Origin of the sequence: Actinomadura sp. BRA 177, assembly GCF_013372625.1 — a bacterium.
Lineage (GTDB): Bacteria > Actinomycetota > Actinomycetes > Streptosporangiales > Streptosporangiaceae > Spirillospora.
The window spans coordinates 1-2,439 of the sequence record NZ_JABXFD010000575.1 but is presented as its reverse complement, the minus strand read 5'-3'; the positions used below and the strand labels follow the sequence as shown (position 1 = coordinate 2,439).

Sequence of the window (2,439 nt, the reverse complement as noted above, 5' to 3'; positions counted from 1 at the left end):
TTGATTCGTCTACGCATTCAATTGTCGCAGTTAGGTGTTTCATAGATATGGGATGGTGAACGGTCTGCATTGCTGTGGTCTTGTTTTTTTTTTTTCAAGCAGACGACGGCATGCGAGTTGGGAGTCGGTCTCGTGGGCTCGGAGATGTGTATAAGAGCAAGGGATCGCCGCCGCGCTGCTCGGCGACCCGCCGGTGCTGATGTTCGACGAGCCGGTCAACGGCCTGGACCCCGAGGGCATCACCTGGATCCGGGGGCTGCTGCGGTCGCTGGCCGCCGAGGGCCGGGCGGTGCTGGTGTCCAGCCATCTGATGAGCGAGCTGGAGGGCGGCGCCGACCACCTGGTGGTGATCGGGCGCGGCCGGCTGATCGCCGACACCGGCGTCGCGGAACTCCTCAACGCCGCGTCCGGCGGGCGGGTCGAGCTGCGCACCGCCGAGCGGCAGGAGGCGATGACGGTGCTGGCCCGCGCGGGCGGCACGGTCACGGCGGCGGGACGGGACGCGGTGACGGTCGCGGGCCTGCCGTCCGAGCGGATCATCGCGCTGCTCACCGGCGCCGGGGTGGCGTTCACCGGGATCGCCGAGCACCGGGCGTCGCTGGAGGAGGCGTACATGGAGCTGACCAGGGACGCGGTGGAGTTCCAGGCCCTGACCGGGCAGGAGGCGCCGTGACCGCCGTCACGTCCTACCGCAGCGGCGTCCAGGCGGAGGCGCGGGACGGGTTCGGGCGGCTGCTGCTGGCCGAGTGGACCAAGCTGCGCACCGTCCCCCGCTGGATGCTGACGCTGCTGGCGTCGGTCCTGCTGACGGTGCTGGTGGCGCTGCTGTCGGCGGCGGGGACCGAGTCCACCGGCTCGGGGGACGCGCCGTCCGCCACCGCCCGCCTCCAGATCATCGACCTCGGCCACTTCACCTACCTGCCGCTCGCCGGGGACGGCTCGGCCGTCGCCCGCGTCACCGCCCAGGACGGCGGCGGCGCGTGGGCGAAGGCCGGGCTGATGATCCGGGGCAGCGCGCAGCGCGGAACGCCCTACGCGGCGCTGATGGTGACGCCGGGGCACGGCGTCCGGCTGCAGACCGGCTACGAGAGCGGCGGCCAGGGCGGCGGGACGGCGGCCATGCCGCGCTGGCTGAAGCTGACCCGCTCCGGCGCGACGGTGACGGGCTACGACTCGGCCGACGGGCGCGCCTGGCACCGGGTCGGGTCGGTCCGCCTGGAGGGGCTGCCGGAGGATGCGCTGGCGGGCATGTTCGTCGCCGTCCCCGACGAGGTCGAGGTGCGGCGGCAGTTCGGCGGGGAGAGCGTCTCGGGGCATCCGGGCGACACCCGCGCGACGTTCGACCACGTGTCGGTGTCGCCGGTGCCGCCGGGCGCGTCCTGGCGGGACCGGGGCACGCCGGGCGGGCCCGCCGCCGATCCGGACGCCGACGGCCGCACGGAGTCCGGCGGGACGTTCACGCTGAAGGGCACCGGCGACATCGGCCCCGACGAGTTCGCCGACGACATCACCAAGACGACCCTCACCGGCGTGCTGATCGGGCAGGCGGCGATCGTGGCGCTGGCGGTGCTGTTCGTGACGGCCGAGTACCGGCGCGGGATGCTGCGCACGACGTTCGCGGCGAGCCCCCGGCGCGGCCGCGTGCTGGCCGCGAAGGCGGTCGTGGCGGGCCTGGCGTCCCCGGCGGCGGGGCTGGCGGCGGCGTTCGGCGCGGTGCTGCTCGCCGGGCCGGTGCTGCGCTCGCACGGCCTGGCGCCGCCTCCGGTGTCGGACGGCGCGGTGCTGCGGGCCGTCTTCGGCACGGCGGCGCTGCTCGCCGTCGTCGCGGTGTTCTCGCTGGCCGTCGCGGTGATCGTGCGGCGCAGCGCACCGGCGATCACGATCGTGCTGCTGCTCCTGCTCGTCCCGCAGATCGTGGCGACGGGCCTGCCGCTGGCGGCGGCGCGGTGGCTGGAGCGCCTCACCCCCGCCGCCGGGTTCGCGATCCAGCGGACGATCCCGCGGTTCGACGAGGCGATCGGCCCGTGGGCCGGGTTCGGGGTGCTGTGCGCCTACACGGCGGCGGCGCTGCCCCTCGCCGCCTGGGCCTTGCGGAAGCGGGACGCGTGAACGCGGTGCACGCGGAGTGGACGAAGCTGCGGACGCTGCCGAGCACCTGGTGGGTCCTGCTGGCCCTGGCGGCGCTCACCGCCGCGATGGGCGCCGCCGTGACCGGGTCCGTCGACACCGCGCACTGCACGAGCCCGGCCGGCTGCATGGAGGACACCCCGAGGCTGGCGCTGTCGGGCGTCCAGGTCGGGCAGGTCGCCGCGGTCGTGCTCGGCGTCCTGGCGGTCGGCGGCGAGTACGCCACCGGGACGATCACGGCGACGCTGGCGGCCGTCCCGCGCCGGGCGGCGGTGCTGGCCGCCAAGGCCGCCGTCGTCGCGGGCGCGGCGG

At 74.9% G+C, this 2,439-nt stretch carries 2 protein-coding genes and 1 pseudogene; all 3 read left to right on the top strand.

The genetic code is table 11. The features are described from left to right. The first annotated feature begins 163 nt into the window (after positions 1-163). Complete coding sequence (locus HUX53_RS32875) at positions 164-673, top strand: AAA family ATPase (RefSeq protein WP_309237542.1); 510 nt, start codon at positions 164-166, stop codon at positions 671-673. Further along, a complete protein-coding gene (locus HUX53_RS32870) occupies positions 670-2,109 on the top strand; it encodes an ABC transporter permease subunit (protein WP_176407105.1) in 1,440 nt (479 codons plus the stop codon). Before HUX53_RS32875 ends, HUX53_RS32870 begins: the two co-directional genes overlap by 4 nt. Beyond that, positions 2,106-2,439, top strand: a pseudogene (locus HUX53_RS32865) (ABC transporter permease); the annotation flags it as partial. The gene HUX53_RS32870 and the pseudogene HUX53_RS32865, both read left to right, overlap by 4 nt.